Source organism: Pontibacter locisalis (assembly GCF_042684605.1).
Lineage (GTDB): Bacteria > Bacteroidota > Bacteroidia > Cytophagales > Hymenobacteraceae > Pontibacter > Pontibacter locisalis.
In genome coordinates, this window is the sequence record NZ_JBHULU010000037.1 from 45,598 (window position 1) to 62,425 (window position 16,828).

A 16,828-nucleotide genomic window follows, 5' to 3' on the forward strand; every position below is an offset into this window, starting at 1 on the left:
CGTAGCTCCTTCGCAATTAATTTTCGATTCTTTGAATTTACTGGAACCGAATCTGCGCTTGCCCTAAACTGAACTCCCGGTTTCTGATAACTTGCTTTAGGTAATTTTTTTCTTACTTATTAATAAGAATTAGAAAAACTTTTCTATTTTTATGAACGTACGTTCATTCAATATATGAGAAAGAATGAGATTAAGCGAGAGCAAAGCATCAACGCGTTAGTCGATACAGCTTTGAAACTATTTTCTCAGAATGGTTATGAGGCTACATCTATAAGGATGATTGCTAAAGAAGCGGAGGTATCTCTTGGTTTGATGTATAACTACTTTAAAAGCAAAGAAGAGCTGCTTCTGGAAATCTTCAGGCGGGGTAGCGAAGACATTCACATGTCTTTTGAAGAAGGTTTAGCCAATTCAGAAGCAAACGTTTCTGAAGTTGCGCAACATATAAACCAGACTGTAAGGCTTCTTAAGGAAAAGAAGCTTTTCTGGAAACTGCTCCATGGTATTCGGATGCAAACAACCGTAGTTCATGCTCTTAAAACTCAAATAGAGGAGCAAGCTAAACTTATTGAGACGAAGATTAAACAGAACCTATCAACTGCCGGTTTCCCCCATCCTGAACTGGAAGCAAAACTACTTTTCGCATCAATTGACGGCATGGCAAGTCATTATTTGCTACTGGACAATTATCCTATTGATGATGTTGCCTCTTTGCTGATCAGAAAATACGACAAACAATAACTTTAACAGACTATGGAAAAACCGAAATGGCTGGACCCTCTCCTATACCCTTTCCGGCACCACACGCTAAAAGTAGAAGCCGGCAACCTGCACTATGTTGATGAAGGTGAGGGAGATCCTGTTTTGTTTGTGCATGGCACTCCAACATGGTCTTTTTTATGGCGGCAGCAGATTAGACCATTAAGTCGCCATTTCCGTTGTATAGCGCCAGATCATATTGGCTTTGGTTTATCGGATAAACCCTCTGATTTTAGCTACTCTCCAGAGGCGCATGCTGACAATCTGGAAAAGCTGATCAATCATTTACAACTGAAGAATATTACGCTGGTGGTGCATGATTTTGGAGGCCCCATAGGGTTAGGTTATGCATTGCGTCATCCTGAAAATATAAAGAAGCTCGTGATAATGAATACCTGGATGTGGAGTTTGGAGCAAGAGGCCAGAATAATGAAGATAAGCCGTTTTATGAGTGGAGGCGTGGGTAAATTTTTATATCTGCAATTGGGTTTTTCAGCGAGGGTACTTTTGCCACAGGGATACAATGAACGGAGGCATTTAACCAAAGATATCAGGGGGCATTATCAAAAACCTCTTTCAAGCTCCTCCAGCCGGTTAGGGACCTGGTATTTCGCTAAAGCACTACACGAATCAAACCTTTACTTTTCGGAACTTTGGACACAACACGAGAAACTGCGAAATATCCCTAAGCTGATACTTTGGGGAGAGAAGGACAAACTACTACCGCTGCACTTCCTTGATAAATGGCATGAGGCATTTCCCGAAGCAAAAATCAAAAGAATTAATGCTGGGCATTTCCTGCAGGAGGAAAAAGGTGGAGAGGTAACAAATGAGTTAAAAAACTTTATATAATGTATACTTAATATTGGCATAGTTTTAGCTTTTGGGGATTTTGTAAATCGTATAAAATAAAACTATGAAAAAGCTATTACCAGTATTTATCCTCTTTACCTTCTCAGGTTTGGTTTCTTCCTGTGATTCTGACAATTCTATTGAAACAGAAACAGTACTACCTGCAACACAGGCAGAAATGAGCAGAACATTTTCTTATGCTTATAATGAACCCCAGAGTGCTGAAATTGCCAGCTATAGTACATGGAGTGTAGAAACTTATTCTAGTCTGGAAGAAGAGCGCCTGAATATTACTTTTAGTGGTCTTCCCAAGCTTGCTGACACAGATGTGATCCACTTCAATATCAGTAAATTACAGCTGCTTGGAAATTATATTGGTTCTTATGCTTTAAAGTCATTACCAAACCCAGCTGCTGGTGCAGCGCAGGTGCGGTACACCTACAGACGAGACGGAAATAGCTCCTCCATTATTGAAAGTACTTTTAGTACCATGGATGGCCACTTTACAATATCAAGCTATGATGCTAAAAATAAGCTTATCAGTGGAAGCTATGAAATCAGGATTAAAGAAGCAGTAGATCCAAAAAGATATGATATAGCAGAACCTCTTATTCGCCGCTGCGACATTACATTAAGGGGTTCATTTGCCAACGTTAAAGTCCTACAATAACGCTTAATACCTAAAAAGGAAGGGGCCGGGTTTTACTAATCCGGCCCCTTCCTTTTATAAAACTATTGTATTAACAGAAAGTATATCTCTAAGGTACAGTTGAAGATACAGAAGGTCTTATTTCAAAACTGAATGGCAGTGTTCATTTTCGTTAAAAGATGTTCATTATTGAACATTTATCTACTGTTTATTATGTCGTTCCTTTAGAACTGCAACTATATCTTTGAGCTCAAGACCTGAAGCGGACAACAATACTAACAAGTGATACATCAAATCTGCAGCCTCACCTTTCATTGTATCTAACTTGCCTGCTACAGCATCAATTACAGTCTCAACGGCTTCCTCTCCTACTTTCTGGGCTATTTTATTGATTCCCTTATCAAACAGGAAATTTGTGTAGGAACCTTCGAGCGGGTTTACCTTGCGTTGCTGTATCACCTCCTCTAGTTGTGCTATAAAACGTATAGCTTCGGCACGATTTGCGGACTCTTCCTCTCCAAAGCAGCTGGTTGTTCCAGTATGGCAGGTAGGCCCGTTAGGGTTAACTTTGATCAACAAGGTGTCATTATCGCAATCGCGGGTAATACTGACTACCTGCAGGATATTGCCAGAAGTTTCACCCTTGGTCCAGAGGCGGTTCTTTGTACGTGAAAAGAACGTTACGACACCTTCCTGTCTTGTTTTTTCAAGAGCCTCCTTATTCATATAGCCAAGCATAAGCACTTGGTTAGTAACATTATCCTGGATTACAGCAGGCACTAAGCCTCCGGATTTTTCAAAGTCTAATTCCACTTTTATAAATTTCAAATGATTAAGAATTCTGCAAGAGCAAGTAATAAACCCCTGAAAATTTAAATACGTACTGCTACACCTTTTTCCTTTAAATATGCCTTCAGTTCAGGAACGCTTAGCTCCCGGAAATGAAACAAACTGGCTGCAAGTGCGGCATCAGCATGTGCAACTTCAAATGCTTCTGCAAAATGCTGTTTGGTGCCTGCACCACCTGAGGCAATCACTGGTACTGAAACAGCTTTGGCAACTTCACCCGTTACTCCTAATGCAAATCCAGCCTTGGTTCCGTCATTATTCATACTGGTCAGCAGAATTTCACCTGCTCCAAGGTCAGTTACTCTTTTTGCCCAGTCTACCGTGCTATGTTCTGTTTCTATGGTGCCGGCTCTGGTATAAACTTTCCAGCCTGTTTCATCTTTATGTTTGGTATCAATAGCAACAGTTACACACTGGCTCCCGAAGTGCCTCGCCAGCTCTTCAACAAGCTGGGGATTTTTTATAGCAGAAGAATTAATTGATACCTTATCAGCTCCAGCATGTAACAAAACCTCCACATCTGCTACAGCACTGATGCCTCCCCCTACTGTAAAGGGAATATCGATATGCCGGGCTATATCACGTACTAACTCAGCAAAGGTTTTGCGTTCTTCATTTGTAGCTGTAATGTCCAGGAAAACCAGTTCATCAGCTCCCTGCTCGGCATACCATTTTGCCAGTTCCACCGGATCACCTGCATCCCTTATGTTTTCAAACTGCACACCTTTAACAGTGCGCCCGTTCTTTATGTCAAGGCAAGGGATTATGCGTTTAGTTAACATATAAATCGTTCTAAATCTTTTAAATGTATGGTGCCTTCATAAATAGCTTTACCAATGATAGCGCCTTTCACTCCAATTTCCTGTAACTCCTCCAGGTCTTCAATTGTGGTTACGCCACCGCTCGCGATAATGCCTGCATCAGGTAAAGTAAGGCTCAGGTGCCTATACGTATTTAATGATGGTCCCTGAAGCTTACCATCCTTGCTAACATCTGTACAGATAAAAAGACGAGCTCCCGTTTTAACGTAGCCAGAAATGAAATCCTGCAAGGGATATTTACTCTCCTCCGTCCAGGCACTGATGGCGATATTTGTACCTTTGAAGTCTGCGCCAATGATAATCTTTTCTGCACCGTACTTTAATAGCCAGTCTTTGACCGTTTCGGGCTGGCGAACGGCAATGCTACCGGCAGTTATTTGAGAGGCACCAGCATCAAAAGCTTGCTTCACCGCTTCTTCTGATTGTAAGCCACCACCGAAATCAATAACTAAACCAGTGTTGGCCGCAATGGTTTCGAGTACAGCAAGGTTCACTGGCTTTCGAGCTCTGGCACCATCCAGGTCTACTAAGTGTAAGCGCTTTATACCATGGCTCTCGAAACGTTTAGCTACTTCAAGGGGATTACTATCATAAGTAGTTTGCTGGGAAAAGTCTCCTTCGGTAAGGCGTACACATTGGCCTCCGATCAGATCAATTGCTGGTATAATTTCCATTATAAGGCTAAAAAGTTCTTCAGAATTTGTGCACCTGCAGGTCCGCTTTTTTCCGGGTGAAACTGCGCGGCATAAAAGTTTTTATATTGTAAGGCTCCTGAGAATGGTTCAGGATAAGAAGTCTGTGCTATGGTATACTCACTCAGCGGCACATAGTAACTGTGAACATAATACACGTATTCTTTTTCCTGAATACCAGCAAAAAGAGGTGAATTAAGCCCCTCTAACTGGTTCCAGCCCATGTGTGGCACCTTCAACTCAGTCTGAAACCGCTTTACCTGCAGTGGAATAATCCCCAAAAGGTCTGTATCACCCTCTTCAGAGTGCTTACACAGTAGCTGCATCCCCAGGCATACACCAAAGAAAGGCTGCTTTAGCTCTGGTAGTAGTTTATCTAAGTTGCGGGATTTTAATTGCAACATAGCGGAAGAGGCCTCACCCACACCAGGAAAGATAACTTTATCAGCTGCCTTAATGGTTTCGAAGTCGCTGCTCAAGGTCGCTTGTACCCCCAGCCGCTCCAGTGCAAACAGCACCGACTGAACGTTACCTGCTTTATAATCAACTATAACTAAGTTCATTTATATATATTATGAATTAGAAATTCTGGTAAATCAAGGACGCAATGCCTCAGCCTCAATAAAAATAAAAAAAGCCTGACTCTGTTCGGAGTCAGGCTTTTGGATATGTTTTATTTGTACTTCTAGCAAATCCATAGGCAGACGGCTCCGAAACTAATGCTTCGTGCATGATGATGATGCATATGTGCCATGGTACCCTTCATTGTGTTGCAAAGGTAAAAGATCTGTAGTATAAAGTATAGCAGATTCTCAGAAACTTTTCACCACAAGCATCAAAGAAACACTGTTAGCTTAACAAGCTCCAACTCCTTTGTTAAAGAAATTAACTTTAAAAACTCTCCCGCAGCTCGTAGGCCTTCCGCATACGCTTGATCAGACGCTCAGATTCCTGAAAGTTTACGGTCTGTTGGCCATCGGAGAAGGCCTCTTCTGGTTTCTGATGCGTTTCATATATTACGCCGTCAGCCCCTGCCATTACTGCTGCCAGTGACATTTGTTCAACATAGTTACGCAAGCCTATGCCATGCGAAGGATCAACAATAACAGGCAGGTGTGTTTTCTCTTTAAGTACCGGCACAGCATTCAGGTCCAGCACATTTCTGTAAGCACCTTCATAGGACCGGATACCGCGCTCACAGAGCATGATTTTTTCATTGCCGTTCGAGAAGATATACTCAGCTGCTTGCAGCAATTCTTCTAAAGTGCCGGAAATACCCCGCTTTAGAAGTACTGGCTTCTGCGCCTCTCCCAAGGAATCAAGCAGGTTGAAGTTCTGGCTGTTTCTTGCTCCTACCTGGAACACATCTACATAATCAACCATGTCTTCTATCTGCGATACCTGCATTACTTCTGTAATGATCTTTATCCCATTCTCCCTACAGATTCTGTAGAACATTTGTAGCCCTTCAAGTCCCAGACCACGGAAAGCGTAGGGAGAACTTCTAGGTTTGAAAACACCACCGCGCATGATTTTCACATCATTTGCTTTCAGGTGCTCCACCACTAACTCTATTTGTTTCTCACTTTCAATAGAACAAGGTCCTGCCATAATGCTGAATTGCCCTTCACCAATCACTACTCCTTCACCCAGGTCAATCCGGGTTGGTTCAACTTTCCATTTGCGCGAGATGAGTTTATACTCATCTGAAACACGATGAATATCGGCTACTCCCGGAAGTTGACCTATAGTTCGTATGTCAAAATCCTTCTTACCGATTCCAACAATGTAATGCCCCTCTTGCGTCAGCACTTCCGTCCCTTTAAAACCAACAGTTTTTACCTGTTGCAGGATTTTTTCTTTCAGATCAGCAGGAATACCTTGCTGTAGTTGTATGATCATGGTTAGTTTTTGATGCTTTGGATAAATGTTTGAATGTTTTGCTCCAGGCTTCCTTCCCGTGCAAGTGCCTTAATAAAAGCACTTCCAATTATTGCACCACTGGAGTGATTACAGGCCTGGTTAAAAGTATCACGGTCGTGAATGCCGAACCCGATAATGTTAGGGTTCTTTAACCCCATCAGACCAACTCGCTGGAAATAATCTGTATTGGCAACGGCTTTACCATTTGTGCTACCGGTAGTAGAGGCCGATGAAACCATATAGATGAACCCGTTGGTGTGACTATCAATTTCTCTTATCCGCTGCTCCGGGGTTTGTGGCGTAACCAGAAATACTTTGCTCAGGTTGTTTTGCTCAAACAGCTGTTTATATTCCCGCACATAATCTGCTAAAGGAAGATCAGGCAAAATGATGCCGTCAATGCCTGTTTCCTTTGCCTTCCGGCAAAACCGATCTACGCCATACTGCATCACCGGATTCAGGTAGCCCATTAGTACAAGCGGGATCTGTGTGTGTTTCCGTATCTCCTGTAGCTGTTCGAACAGCTTAGGAATAGTCATGCCATTCCGTAAGGCTATTTCGCTGCTTTGTTGAATAGTGGGGCCGTCAGCAAGGGGATCTGAAAATGGCATGCCCACTTCAATCATATCTACTCCGTTTTTCTCGAGTTCAAGAATGATTGGTACAGTATCCTCCAGGTTCGGGTAACCAGCTGTGAAGTAAACCGACAGCAGGCCCTTGGCTTTGTTAGCGAAAAGTTTTTTTATTCTATTCTCCATCTAATTGAAAGCGTTCTAGGTAAGTTGTAAGATCTTTATCGCCACGGCCGGAAAGGTTAATTACCACCACCTCATCGGGCTTGGCACCAATTCTTCCGATAGCAGCAAGTGCATGTGCAGATTCCAGGGCTGGTATGATCCCTTCCAGCCTCGTTAATTCAAGCACAGCCTGTAAAGCCTCTTCATCAGTTATACTTTCAAATATGGCACGTTTAGAATCAAACAGATGAGCATGCATAGGCCCTACTCCCGGATAATCCAAACCGGCTGAAATAGAATATGGCTCTGTTACCTGGCCGTCCTCTGTCTGCATAAGCAAGGTTCTGCTTCCATGAATCACCCCTATCTTACCCAACACAGAAGTCGCAGCAGACTCCCCGGAATCAATACCTAAACCAGCGGCTTCCACTGCTACTAATTTTACTTCCGGGGTATTCAGATAATGATAAAAGGCACCTGCGGCATTGCTGCCGCCACCCACACAGGCTACTACATAATCCGGATTCTCACTGCCTGTCTTTTCCAGTAACTGGGCTTTTATTTCTTCAGATATAACTGCCTGAAAACGGGCTACCATATCCGGATAAGGGTGTGGCCCTACCACTGAACCGATGATGTAATAGGTATCCTCCGGGTTATTTATCCAGTCCCGGATTGCCTCATTTGTTGCATCCTTCAATGTTTTGCTGCCGCTGATAGCAGGCACCACTTTCGCCCCTAACATCTTCATTCTGGCTACATTAGGCGCCTGACGTTTAATGTCTACTTCACCCATGTATACGATGCATTCCAAGTTCATAAGCGCACATACCGTAGCTGTTGCCACACCATGCTGTCCTGCTCCAGTCTCGGCTATGATTCTTTTCTTACCCAGTCGCTTTGCCAATAAAATCTGACCGATCGTATTATTAATCTTGTGCGCACCGGTGTGATTCAGATCTTCCCGCTTCAGGTAAATATTAGTATTATATTTCTCCGAAAGGCGTTTAGCAAAGTATAAGGGGGTAGGGCGGCCAACATAGTCTTTTAGCAGTGCCTGCAATTCCTCCTGAAAGTCCGGCTCCTGCATTATTTTTAAATAGTTCTGGCGTAGTTCCTCTACATTAGGATACAGCATTTCAGGGACGTAAGCACCTCCGAATTTGCCATAAAAGCCATTTTCATCAACGTTGTAGTTCATAAATTTTAAATTATGAATTAGAAATTATAGATTAGAAATGGTGGGACCCGGAACTGTTTAAAATTAAAAACATCCTATTGATGATCCGCTTGTTCATTTAACCTTTCCTTCCAATTATGTTAATCCCTGATTTTGAATTGTTCCAACAGGAGCCTCACCTGCGCAACCGCCTTTAAACCAGGCTCTGTTTCAAAGCCGCTATTCACATCTATTGCGAATGGCTTTGGTCGAACCTTATCTACCTGCTGTACATTATCTGGATTAATGCCGCCGCTAAGGAAGTATGGTTTGGGCGAGAGATTATCTTTTAGTAATTCCCAGTCAAAGGGAAAGCCATTACCGCCATATTCTTTACCGCGTGTATCAAATAAGAAATAATCAGCACAGGATTCGTAAAGAAGAGCATTCTCAAAGGAGAACTTATCATCCACAGAGAATACCTTGATTACCTCTACCCCCAATTCCTTAACTTCTGTGCATTGCCTGGGAGTTTCCCGTCCATGTAGCTGCACTGCATCCAAGCCATATTTAGAAACTGTTTCCTTTATAACCTCTGTTGATGCATTTACAAACACGCCCACTTTCTGGATAGAAGAAGGCAATTCCTCTAACAGCTCTGGTGTAATGTGGCCTTCAGCAAACCGTTTGGACCCCTCATAAAAGATGAACCCCATGTAGTCCGGACCAAGTGCCGCTACGTGGCGTATATTCTCCGGCTCTCGCATGCCACAAACCTTTACTTTCATGCTACAACTTCTTTTTTATCCTGCAAGGCTTTTAATTCTTTGATAAACCTGGCTGCCGCCTGCTCAGGCCTGCTGCTGGTCATAAAGGTTTCTCCAATCAGGAACCCGTTATAACCAGCCTCCTTTAATTCCATAAGTGTTTTTGGCTGGCTTAAACCACTTTCAGATATTTTTGTAACACCAGCCGGGATATGCTGTGCTAACTCGAAAGACAAACCCACATCTGTTTTAAAGGTTTTAAGGTTACGGTTGTTCACCCCAACAACATTCACTTCCGGGCAATACGTTTCCTGTAACTCTTCAAGGTTATGTACCTCCAGAATAACTTCGAGCCCTAATGAACGAGCAAAAGAAGCTAACTCATTAACACGCTTTGCAGGCAAGGCCGCAGCGATAAGCAGAATAGCATCAGCACCAATAGACTTTGCTTCCAGGATCTGGTATTCATCTACTGTAAAATCTTTGCGGAGTATCGGGCAGTAGTTATACTTTCGTGCAGTAATCAGGTCTTCATTTTTACCACCGAAAAAGGTCAGGTCCGTAAGTATAGAAAGTGCAGAAGCACCGGCCTGCATATAACCGATAGAAGTACGCTCTACTGAAACATAGGGATTGATATCTCCTTTAGAAGGAGACTTGCGTTTGATTTCAGCTATGATTCCGCTCTTGTCTGGCCTGAGCAGGTAGCGCTCCATAGAAAGACAGGCAGTTTCAAAATAAAGACTTTTCTCCAGTAGCTTTTCAGGATAGAGCGCTTTTCTTTCCGCAACTTCCTTGTGTTTATGAGCGATTATTTCGTCTAGTATGTTCATGTTCTTTCTATTAGATTTTCTATTCAGAATGTCTTTATACAAATCAGGCTCCTACTGCCTTTTGATCTGTTACTAATCTGTTAAATAAGTGGTAAGCTTTACCCGATTCAAGTGTTTCTTTTGCTATTGCAACAGCTTCTTTGATTTCCAGTTCCGGGCGAGCTGTTTTAAGAGCCATGCCAGCATTCGCTGCTACTACGGCTGTTTGTGCTGTGGTTCCTTCTCCTTTCAAAACTTTCATAAATAGGCGGGCAGAATCAGCCACGTCAGTTCCTCCTTTTATCTGCTCATGCTGCAAACGCGGCAGGCCTAGAACCTCTGCGTCTAAAAGCGACTCCTTCTGGTCGGAGATAACTTTAAATGGGCTGGTCAGGGAAACTTCATCATACCCATCCAGGGTGTGAATGATACTGTAGCGTACCTCCGGCTGTTGCTGATATAAGTAACCGTACATGCGTGCCAGCTCCAGGCTGAACACACCAACCATCTGTCGCTTCGGGAAGGCAGGGTTCACCATTGGCCCTAGCATATTAAAAAAAGTTTTTACACCTAACTCTCTCCGGATCGGGCCTACACTCTTCATGGCCGGGTGAAACAGGGGCGCATGTAAGAAGCAGATGTTATACTTGTCTATGCTTCGCTCTAAGGCATCTGTATCTGTAGTGAAATTAATCCCCAACGCCTCCAGTACATTAGATGAGCCACAAGAGGAAGAAACCCCGTAATTTCCGTGCTTGGCAACATGTACTCCGTTAGCTGCAACCACAAAAGATGAAAGCGTAGATATGTTGAAAGTATCTTTGCCATCGCCTCCCGTGCCACAAAGATCGATCGGGTTATAGGCATCCAGGTCAACACGATGGCACAGGTCCAGAAGTGCATTACGGAATCCTTCAAGTTCCTCCACTGTAATGCTGCGCATCATGAAAACGGTCAGGAAGCTTGAAATCTGATTCTGGTTGTACTTTCCTGAAGCAATATTGACCAACACTTCACGGGCCTGATCCTTGGTAAGTGTTTTATGTTCGAATAAATGGTTAAGTATCTCTTTCATTTTATCTGATTGAAGGCGCTATACGTTCTGGTTTCCGGTTAAAATAGTTTACTATAGCTTATAGATAGTATTATGATCTTAACCAGTTCCTTATAATTTCCTTTCCGTGTTCTGTTAGCACAGATTCCGGATGAAACTGCACGCCACACACATTATACTCCTTGTGGCGCATGGCCATGATATGCCCTTTTTCATCTATAGCTGTGGGCACTAAATGTTCAGGTAATTCCTGCTCCACTAACCAGGAGTGGTACCTCCCTATTCTGAACTGTTCAGGGAGGTTTTTAAACAACGGCTCATCCTTCCTTACCACTTTAACAGTAGTTGAGATGCCATGCCATACCTTATTGCTGTTGAACAATTTACCACCGTACACCTCACCTATTGCCTGATGCCCCAGGCATACACCAAAAAGACTCTTACTCGGCCCGAACGTGTGTATGATTTCTTTCAGCATGCCTGCCTCGTCGGGAATTCCCGGACCTGGCGATAACATGATTTTATCAAAAGTAGCGACTTCCTCTAAAGTGGTTTTGTCATTGCGCCTTACGGTTACATCTGCACCTAATTCCTGCAGCAGATGTACCAGGTTGTAAGTAAAAGAGTCGTAATTATCTATGACAAGTACTTTCATTTTAATTGATCTTCTGTGCTAATTCTAATGCCTTCCTCAATGCCATCAGTTTATTGTCTACCTCCTGCAGTTCACTCTGTGGATCAGAGGCTGCTACAATACCTGCTCCTGCCTGATAAAATAGCTTATAGTCTTTGCTCAGGAAAGAGCGGATCATAATGGCGCTGTTAAAATTACCGTTGAAATCAAGAAAGCCGATACACCCACCGTAAAATGCACGGTTTGTTGTTTCATACCTATCAATCAACTGCATTGCCTTATGCTTGGGAGCCCCGGATAGTGTGCCGGCAGGAAAGGTGCTGGCAACCATCTTCAAAGAGTCTTCCTGGTTATGTAGCTGGCCCGAAACTTTGGAGACCAGGTGAATAACATGCGAGTAAAACTGTATCTCCCTGAAGGTTTCTACTTCCACACTGTGGCCGTTGCGGCTAATGTCGTTTCGTGCTAAATCAACCAGCATCACATGTTCAGCGTTCTCCTTTGGGTCTGCTAATAATTTCTCAGCCAAGGCTGCATCTGCGGCATCATCTCCTGTTCTTTTGAAAGTACCCGCTATAGGGAAAATGCTCGCTTTTTTGTCTTTGATTACTAATTGAGCCTCGGGTGATGACCCGAATATCTTGAAGTTGCCATAGTCAAAATAAAAAAGGTAGGGAGATGGGTTAACTGACCGTAATGCCCTATATACATTAAACTCATCACCCTGAAAAGCCTGCTCAAACCTTCTGGATAATACCAATTGGAAAACATCTCCCCTGTAGCAATGCTGTTTTGCTTTCTCTATATTTTTCAAGAACTCATCGCTGCCAATGTTAAAGGCTTCTTCGCCACTGGTGCTGAAAGTGTAGCTGGGGATATTACGGCTGTTTAAAAGAACCTCAATCTGCTGAATCCCATTTTCATCATCCTGATTATAGCTATGCGAGAAAATATAGGCTTCGTTGGTAAAGTGGTTAATGGCAATGATGTAGCGGTAAACAGCATAGTAAAGGTCTGGTATCTGTTGGCGATCTTCCCGCAGATTTAAATCAATGTCTTCAAAATACCTGACTGCGTCATAGTTCATGTATCCAAACAGGCCATTGTTAATAAAGGCAAAGCCATTTTGTTCCACCTCAAAACTTTTGGCAAAGGCAGCCAGGGCGCCTGGTACGTCAACACCTTTTGATATAGGCACCGAGCTTTTGCTGCCATCAGGGTAAGTCTCCGTCAGCACTTCATTTTCAGCTTTGATACTGGCCATAGGGCTACAGCATATATAGGAAAAGCTGTTCTCTGCGCCATGATAATCTGAGCTCTCCAGCAATATACTGTTCGGAAAACGATCACGTAGCCTGAGGTATACGCTCACCGGAGTAAGCGTATCTGCAAGGAGCCGCTTGTAAGAAGTACTGATTTTATATTTTTTCATATACCTGGTAAAGGAAATTAATAAAAAGGCCCGCTGCTCTAATGAACAGCGGGCCTTTAAACCTTTTATGATGCTATACTCTTACTTCATATTAGCTATAGCTGTGCTGTTCACGAAACTTTCTGTAACGTGCCACCACCATGCCATATGAAGATTCTTAGTCATTTGTTCTTTTTAAGAAAGCGTAATAATTTCGCTTGTGTTGCAAATGTATGAGCTTAATCTAAAAATAAAAAGCTTTTTATATATTAATTGCCTAGTACACCAACAGATTCATTAAGATCATCATCTGAAACCATATTCATTTCCGCATTCTTTCCACAGGTGTTTCTGATCAGGGAATCATAAAAGGTGATGCTCCTTTCATATACATCTATTGCAAGCCGTTCATCCACATTATGTATTAACTGTGCATTTTTGCGGTTTACCACTTGTGGAGCAAATCTGAAGATGTTATCTGTAAGATTTGTATAATGTTTTGAATCAGTTGATCCAGGAAAGAGCGCAGGCACAACAAGAACATTTTCAAAATTATCAACTATAGCCTTTCTTAAAGATTCAAATACTTGCGTATTTGTAGCAGTTACCGGCGAGGGTGGTGTGTATACGCCATGTACCTCAATTTTAACGCGATCGTCGTCTATAGCTTTTTGGATATGCCGCAGTACAGTTTCATCTGTTTCCCCATTTAAAATACGAACGTTTATTACGGCTGTAGCTATACGTGGTAAAACGTTATATTTGTCTCCAGCCTCCAGGATAGTAGGTACCATTTTCGTGCGTATCAGGGCATCAGTAGCCCTGTCTTTTGCCAGCATCTTTAATATTTTTCCTTTAAACAGGTAATAATGACGCATGGCGAATTGGTACTTCCCTCCTAGGTTATTAGCGAGCACAGCTACTGTTTCTTTGGTGGTGGGTGTCATTCGTGCTTTAAAAGGTTTGGCATGTAAATTTGAAATGGCATTGCCAAGAATGTAAATAGGGGAATCTTTGGGTGGTACGGATGAATGCCCTCCGGTTCCCTCTACTGTCAGCTTAAGGTTGATATTCCCTTTAGCAGCTGTTCCAACAAGTGCCAAAGGCTCACTAATGCTCGGCAGAACATCTTCTGCGATGGCCAGCCCTTCATCAAAAACGGCTTCCAGCTCTACCCCCTGTTCAGCAAGGTAAGCACTGATTTTCCCGGCTCCCTCATATCCTCCAACTTCTTCATCGTGTCCGAAAGCAAGGTATACGGTCCGCTCTAGCTGGTAGCCTTTCTCCAGCAGATTTTCTACGGCTTCCATGATTGCCATTACCCTATACTTGTCATCCATAGTCCCCCTGCCCCATATAAAGCCTTCTTTAACAACTCCGGCAAAAGGTTCCTCCTGCCAGCCACCTTCGCTAGCTGCCTCTACAGGCACTACATCCATATGCGCGCTGAGCAACACAGGCTTTAGGTCTGAATTGCTTCCTTTCCAGGTATACAAAAGACTGTATTGATTCACCACATTCCGGGTCAGGTTTTCTTCAATAAGTGGGAAAGCATCCTGTAAATAGGCATGGAGAGCCTTAAACTCTTTATAACGGAACTGTTCCTGATTTAAGGAGGAAACAGTTTGGAACTGGATTACATCTGCAAGTTTATTTACTGCTGTTTTTCGTGTTTTTAAGGACACAGGAAAAATGGTGCTTTGAGCAACTACGGCTACGGACAGCAGATACAACAGAGGGAAAGAGAAAACTAATTTTTTGAGATTTACCATACGCTTCATCCATACAACGGAAAAATCAGGTACTTGTGTTCCTGTATTTGGAAAGTTAAAGAAATAGCATGCTTTTATAGTTGATGATAAGCAACTGAATTACTGTTCTTTTGTATTACGACAGTATGAAATGCTCGTTCTGGTGCAATTCTTGCTTGAAAAATAGCAATAGTTTCTCCTTTAGTCTTTTAGTTATCTGATAAAGGAGTCAAATTATATTATTTATAATAGGCTTATTCTTATCTCCTAAGGCAGTAGTTTAATCCTTTCTATACAACAGTGTGGTTTCTATGAGAACTGTCAGAACTGAACTTCTTTACCGCAATCAGCACCTCGCTATTTCTTATAATACTGTTGAGGACTGGCTGTATGTGAACTGGCGTGGGTATCAGAATTACGAGTCTGTGGTATCAGGCTGTGAGAAAATGCTTGAGCTGATGAAAGAGCGTGCCTGTTTTAGAATTTTAAACAATAACACACATGTTGAGGGGCAGTGGTCTACAGCAGCTAAATGGGGAGCAGAAGTTTGGTTTCCGGCAATGCGTGATGCCGGCTTAGAATGGTTTGCATGGGTTTACTCTCCCAGCGCTTTTAGCCGACTATCAACTGACAAAATGATAAGTCTTACTGAAAACCCTGACTTTGTGCAGGTATTTGATGATATGGACCTGGCTAAAGATTGGCTCAGATCAATGGTTTAGAAATAAAAAAGGCGCTGAAAAGTTCAGCGCCTTTTTTATTTGAATATTTTAAAGCCTATAATATTCCTTTTGTGCTTGGGATAGTGTTATCACCCTTGTTTCTTTCTACAGCCATTCTTATAGCACGCGCAAAACCTTTAAAGACAGCTTCAATCTTATGGTGCTCGTTATCGCCCTCTACTCTTACGTTTAGATTTGCTTTGGCGGTGTCGGAGAAAGACTTGAAGAAGTGGAAAAACATCTCTGTAGGCATATCTCCTACTTTCTCGCGTCGGAAGTCTGCATTCCATACTGTCCAGGGACGACCGCTAAAGTCAATGGCAACCTGAGCAAGCACTTCATCCATAGGTAATAAAAAGAAACCATACCGGCTAATCCCACGCTTATCACCAAGCGCCTGCAGAAAAGCTTCGCCTAAAGCCAAACCTGTGTCTTCAATTGTATGATGCTCATCAATATGCAAATCGCCTTTAACTTGGATAGTTAAATCAAGTTTTCCATGTTTAGCAACCTGTTCCAGCATATGATCGAAAAAGCCAAGACCTGTATTAATGTTCATCTTACCGGTTCCATCGAGGTCCAGATCTATGGAGATATCGGTTTCAGATGTAGCGCGGCGAATGCTGGCCCGCCTGCTTGTCTTCTGCTGTTTCAAGAAAGTATAGATCTCATCCCAGTCTTCTGTTGTCAGTGCGGCTCCCTCTGCTTTGCTGCTGCCTATAAAGATTGCTTTTGCACCTAAGTTCTGCGCCAGCTTCACATCCGTCAGTCTGTCCCCGATCACAAAGCTGTTTGCCAGGTCATACTCACCGGCCAGGTAACGCTTCATCATTCCTATTCCAGGTTTCCTCGACTCCAGGCCCTCATGCTCAAAACTGCGATCTATCAGGATATCATCAAACTTAATTCCTTCCGTCTCCAGTATTTCCAGCATTTTATTCTGGTATGGCCAGAAAGTATCTTCGGGGTAAGAGTCCGTACCTAGACCATCCTGGTTGGTTACCATCACGAACTCATAATCCAGTTCCTGGTAAATTTTAGCCAGGTTGCTGATAGATTTAGGTAGAAAGGCGAACTTTTCGAAAGAGTCCACTTGAAAATCAGTTTTCGGCTCAATAAGTATAGTGCCGTCACGATCTATGAATAATGCTTTTTTCATCTCAATTTTTATTTTCCTTAATGATGTAGGTGCACAGCTCCAGCACCAGCTGTCACTTTCTGTATCCTCTAACGAAG

Annotated in this window: 18 protein-coding genes; 4 read left to right on the plus strand and 14 right to left on the minus strand. The window is 42.8% G+C overall.

The genetic code is table 11. The annotated features are described in order from the left end of the window. The first annotated feature begins 174 nt into the window (after positions 1–174). From ACFSRY_RS19385 to ACFSRY_RS19395, 3 genes are all read left to right on the plus strand, one after another. Positions 175–741, plus strand: coding sequence for a TetR/AcrR family transcriptional regulator (locus ACFSRY_RS19385; protein WP_377512080.1), 567 nt, complete (start codon positions 175–177; stop codon positions 739–741). 12 nt (positions 742–753) lie between these two features. Beyond that, entirely contained in the window at positions 754–1,611 is an 858-nt protein-coding gene (locus ACFSRY_RS19390; protein WP_377512083.1) for an alpha/beta fold hydrolase, read from the plus strand. Between the two features lie 64 nt (positions 1,612–1,675). Continuing rightward, positions 1,676–2,281, plus strand: a complete 606-nt coding sequence (locus tag ACFSRY_RS19395; RefSeq protein ID WP_377512086.1) for a hypothetical protein — start codon at positions 1,676–1,678, stop codon at positions 2,279–2,281. Between the two features lie 180 nt (positions 2,282–2,461). Here the strand turns inward: ACFSRY_RS19395 and hisIE are convergent, their stop codons facing one another. The 13 genes from hisIE to ACFSRY_RS19460 form a co-directional block, all read right to left on the minus strand. Further along, a complete protein-coding gene (hisIE, locus tag ACFSRY_RS19400; protein WP_377512089.1) occupies positions 2,462–3,073 on the minus strand; it encodes a bifunctional phosphoribosyl-AMP cyclohydrolase/phosphoribosyl-ATP diphosphatase HisIE in 612 nt (203 codons plus the stop codon). Positions 3,074–3,132: 59 nt separating this feature from the next. After that, positions 3,133–3,891 carry an imidazole glycerol phosphate synthase subunit HisF gene (hisF, locus tag ACFSRY_RS19405; RefSeq protein WP_377512092.1) on the minus strand — a complete coding sequence of 253 codons (759 nt, stop codon included), beginning with the start codon at positions 3,889–3,891 and terminating at the stop codon, positions 3,133–3,135. After that, positions 3,885–4,604 (minus strand): 1-(5-phosphoribosyl)-5-[(5-phosphoribosylamino)methylideneamino]imidazole-4-carboxamide isomerase, encoded by a 720-nt coding sequence (gene hisA, locus ACFSRY_RS19410; RefSeq protein WP_377512095.1) that lies wholly within the window; start codon positions 4,602–4,604, stop codon positions 3,885–3,887. Before hisA ends, hisF begins: the two co-directional genes overlap by 7 nt. Then, positions 4,604–5,185, minus strand: a complete 582-nt coding sequence (hisH, locus tag ACFSRY_RS19415) for an imidazole glycerol phosphate synthase subunit HisH (RefSeq protein WP_377512098.1) — start codon at positions 5,183–5,185, stop codon at positions 4,604–4,606. The genes hisA and hisH overlap by 1 nt, the downstream gene beginning before the upstream one ends. 328 nt (positions 5,186–5,513) lie before the next feature. Next, complete coding sequence (locus tag ACFSRY_RS19420; RefSeq protein ID WP_377512101.1) at positions 5,514–6,524, minus strand: bifunctional 3-deoxy-7-phosphoheptulonate synthase/chorismate mutase; 1,011 nt, start codon at positions 6,522–6,524, stop codon at positions 5,514–5,516. A gap of 2 nt (positions 6,525–6,526) precedes the next feature. Then, a complete protein-coding gene (gene trpA / locus ACFSRY_RS19425; RefSeq protein WP_377512105.1) occupies positions 6,527–7,303 on the minus strand; it encodes a tryptophan synthase subunit alpha in 777 nt (258 codons plus the stop codon). Further along, the gene (trpB, locus tag ACFSRY_RS19430; protein WP_377512109.1) at positions 7,293–8,483 is read right to left on the minus strand and encodes a tryptophan synthase subunit beta; all 1,191 of its coding nucleotides are present in this window, start codon (positions 8,481–8,483) and stop codon (positions 7,293–7,295) included. The genes trpA and trpB overlap by 11 nt, the downstream gene beginning before the upstream one ends. Before the next feature lie 119 nt (positions 8,484–8,602). Next, positions 8,603–9,229 (minus strand): phosphoribosylanthranilate isomerase, encoded by a 627-nt coding sequence (locus ACFSRY_RS19435; RefSeq protein ID WP_377512112.1) that lies wholly within the window; start codon positions 9,227–9,229, stop codon positions 8,603–8,605. After that, positions 9,226–10,041: an indole-3-glycerol phosphate synthase TrpC gene (gene trpC / locus ACFSRY_RS19440; RefSeq protein ID WP_377512115.1), complete on the minus strand. Its 816-nt coding sequence runs from the start codon at positions 10,039–10,041 to the stop codon at positions 9,226–9,228. Before trpC ends, ACFSRY_RS19435 begins: the two co-directional genes overlap by 4 nt. A gap of 43 nt (positions 10,042–10,084) precedes the next feature. Next, positions 10,085–11,095: an anthranilate phosphoribosyltransferase gene (trpD, locus tag ACFSRY_RS19445; protein WP_377512118.1), complete on the minus strand. Its 1,011-nt coding sequence runs from the start codon at positions 11,093–11,095 to the stop codon at positions 10,085–10,087. A 70-nt stretch (positions 11,096–11,165) separates the two neighbouring features. After that, positions 11,166–11,729: an anthranilate synthase component II gene (locus tag ACFSRY_RS19450; RefSeq protein WP_377512121.1), complete on the minus strand. Its 564-nt coding sequence runs from the start codon at positions 11,727–11,729 to the stop codon at positions 11,166–11,168. A gap of 1 nt (position 11,730) precedes the next feature. Next, on the minus strand, positions 11,731–13,140 hold the full coding sequence (locus ACFSRY_RS19455) for an anthranilate synthase component I family protein (RefSeq protein ID WP_377512124.1): 1,410 nt from the start codon (positions 13,138–13,140) through the stop codon (positions 11,731–11,733). A gap of 248 nt (positions 13,141–13,388) precedes the next feature. Further along, positions 13,389–14,891 carry a M20/M25/M40 family metallo-hydrolase gene (locus ACFSRY_RS19460; RefSeq protein ID WP_377512128.1) on the minus strand — a complete coding sequence of 501 codons (1,503 nt, stop codon included), beginning with the start codon at positions 14,889–14,891 and terminating at the stop codon, positions 13,389–13,391. A gap of 290 nt (positions 14,892–15,181) precedes the next feature. On the opposite strand from ACFSRY_RS19460, the gene ACFSRY_RS19465 reads away from it, so the two are divergent. Then, entirely contained in the window at positions 15,182–15,592 is a 411-nt protein-coding gene (locus ACFSRY_RS19465) for a hypothetical protein (RefSeq protein WP_377512131.1), read from the plus strand. A 55-nt stretch (positions 15,593–15,647) separates the two neighbouring features. Here the strand turns inward: ACFSRY_RS19465 and hisB are convergent, their stop codons facing one another. Further along, entirely contained in the window at positions 15,648–16,751 is a 1,104-nt protein-coding gene (gene hisB, locus ACFSRY_RS19470; protein WP_377512134.1) for a bifunctional histidinol-phosphatase/imidazoleglycerol-phosphate dehydratase HisB, read from the minus strand. Positions 16,752–16,828: the final 77 nt, after the last annotated feature.